This window comes from Kitasatospora sp. NPDC050543 (assembly GCF_044457565.1).
In the GTDB taxonomy this organism is placed as follows: domain Bacteria; phylum Actinomycetota; class Actinomycetes; order Streptomycetales; family Streptomycetaceae; genus Kitasatospora.
Genome location: NZ_JBITGZ010000087.1, coordinates 1 through 2,504 on the forward strand (window position 1 = coordinate 1; position 2,504 = coordinate 2,504).

General features: G+C 73.9%; 2 protein-coding genes. Both read left to right on the forward strand.

Going from position 1 to position 2,504, the window contains the following annotated elements; all coding sequences use genetic code 11:
• Positions 1 to 603: 603 nt before the first annotated feature.
• Positions 604 to 1,221, forward strand: a complete 618-nt coding sequence (gene thpR / locus ACIBH3_RS35865; RefSeq protein ID WP_396316308.1) for an RNA 2',3'-cyclic phosphodiesterase — start codon at positions 604 to 606, stop codon at positions 1,219 to 1,221.
• Positions 1,222 to 1,822: 601 nt separating this feature from the next.
• Positions 1,823 to 2,479 carry a DUF4232 domain-containing protein gene (locus ACIBH3_RS35870; protein WP_396316309.1) on the forward strand — a complete coding sequence of 219 codons (657 nt, stop codon included), beginning with the start codon at positions 1,823 to 1,825 and terminating at the stop codon, positions 2,477 to 2,479.
• Positions 2,480 to 2,504 lie beyond the last annotated feature (25 nt).

Genomic DNA, 2,504 nt, shown 5'->3' on the forward strand with positions numbered 1-2,504 from the left:
GGTGAGGAATGCTGCAGGGGCGGCCCTGCTGCTACGGCTGCTGCGTTGACATCGGCCGCCGGCCTGGTTGTCCGGCTTCCCGGGGCGCGGGGGTGGCGCCGTCCTGGGGTGGCTGCCCCACGCCGTCCGCACGGGCCCCGGCGAGCGTTCGCTGCTCCCCGGCCGCGACCTGCCGACCTGCCGGTCCTTCGGTCCGTCCGGCTGTCCGTCCGTCGGGCTGTCCGTGCGGTCGCGGGCGGGGCTGCTGTGGGGGCGTGGGCTGCGCCGCGACCGGGGTGGTGGTGGCTGTCGTGGGGCTGGCTTACGGGGCGTGGTGGTGGGTGTAGGCGTCGAGGGCGGCGCGCGGTCGCCTTCCCTCGGGGTCCGGCAGCCGCAGGCGTCCGCGGGTGATGGCTGCCGGGCGTTCCCGAACGACGGGCACGCGGTGCCGTCCGGCCCGTTGTCGGGCTGCCCGCCGCTCTGGGGTGCTCCAGGGCCTCGGCGCCCATGCTGTGTCCCAGGGCGGCGCGGCGGCCGGAGCGCGGTAGCTGCCTACGATCAGGGTGTCGCCCCGGGCCGTACCGGTGAGCGCAGGCGAGCTACCCTCGGCTAACCTCCACCCTCGTGGACGATCACCCCGAGCCCTCGACCCTTCGCGTCTTCGTGGCACTGGCTCCGCCCGACGACGCCAAGGACGAACTGGCCCGGGCCCTGCAGCCCGCCTACGCCATGTACCCGCGGTTGCGGTGGAACCGGATCGAGGACTGGCACATCACCCTGGCTTTCCTCGGTGAACTGCCATCCACGGCGGTGCCGCCGCTGCGGTCGGCGCTGGCCGGTCTGACCGCGTCGTACCCCGCCCTGCACCTGGGCCTGCGGGGCGGCGGCCACTTCGACCAGCGACTGCTGTGGAGCGGGATCGACGGGGACCTGGAGGGACTGCACCTGCTCGCCGCCGACGTCCGGGACCTGGCTAGGTCCTGCGGGATCGAGGCCAGGGAGCGCCCGCTGCGCCCCCATCTGACCCTGGCACGGTCCCGTCGCGACGATCCCACCAGCGTGCCGCAGGCCGCGGCTGGGCTCACCGGGTTCGTGGGCCGGCCGTGGCAGGCCGAACGTCTCCACCTTGTCGGCAGCAACTTCGGCCGTGGCCCCGGGCCGATCCGCTACCGCGACATCGAGGCTTGGCGGTTCGGCGCCGCCGTCCGGGCCGGGGGTGAGGACGCTCTCACCGAGCCTTAGCCGGCAGGCGAGCGCCTGCGGTGGGCGGGTGGTTGTGTGACGTCCGTCGGTGACGAACCCCGGGTCGGGTGGTGCTGCGCCAGGTCGGGCACTGTCGTCCTCTCGTCAGGTTCCGTAAGGCAGGCCGGTCTGACGGATCGTGGGGGCGGGAGTACAGCTCTCCCGGCGCAGGTTCTCCGGTCGGCGGTGGGGTGGTGGCTGGCCCGGTGCTGCGCCGAGGGGTGGTTTCGTGAGCGGCGCCCGGTGACGGAACTCGTCGGGCGCCGCCGGGGGCTCGGCTGTTCCCGTGATCCGGGCCTGTGGGGTGTGACCTCGCCTCGTGGGAGGGTGGGAATCGGCGTGCTTTCGAGGTTTCCGGGCCCCGCGTCGGGATTGGTTCAATCACAGGCCCCGGGGTGGTGCGCTCCTGTGGTCCGGGGTGGGGGTGGGGTGCGGCATGGCGTGGCGGGCGGCGGCGCGGGTGGTTTCCGGCCATTCATGTCACAGCACTGTCCTGGGGGCGGCCCGGGCGGAACGGTTCGTCCGGGTGGGCGGTCCTGGTTTTCGGAAACCCGCTCGCACGGAGCATCAGGCACCGCCGTCCCACCCGGAGGAAATCACCATGCGCGTCCGCAAGCTCGCCTTCGCCGCCCTGGCCGTCGTCGCCGCCCTCTCGCTCACCGCCTGCCAGGACGACGCGACGGGCACCGCACAGGGCGCTCCGATCGCCGCCCCGACCGCGTCGACCGGCGCCTTGCCCAGCGGCGGTCCGACTTCGAGCGGTCCGGCTTCGGGTGGTCCGGGGAAGGGCAGCACGCCGCCCACCGCCGCACCGGCCGGCTCCACCGGGGCCGGGAAGACCGCCAAGTGCCGGACCGCGGACCTGACCATCACCGCCGCGGATCGCACCATCACCGGCGACGCCGACAACACCGTCGTGGTCGAGCTGAAGAACCACAGTGGCAAGGACTGCACGCTCTCCGGGTTCGCGGGCGTCGACTTGAAGACCTCCGCGGGAACGCTGTCCGCGAAGCGCTCCGGCGAGCCGGTCGTCGCGGGCGTCGTGAGGAGCGGCAAGTCGACGTACTTCGGCATCAGTTACCCCGCCAACACCTCGGGCGGCTCGGGCGTCCGGGTCACCGGCCTGGTGGTGACCCCGCCGGACGAGACCCAGGCGGTCACCCTGCCCTGGCCGGGCGCCGGCTCGCTGCCCGTCACGGACGGCAGCGGATCCCCGGTGAAGATCGGCCCGATGGGAAGCGCCGGCCAGGGCGAATGACCACAGGCGCCCCGCGTGGCGCCCG

Bases quoted from the DNA above. Each gene is read 5' to 3' on its own strand.
- ACIBH3_RS35870 (WP_396316309.1), top strand. From the start codon at position 1,823: ATGCGCGTCCGCAAGCTCGCCTTCGCCGCCCTGGCCGTCGTCGCCGCC.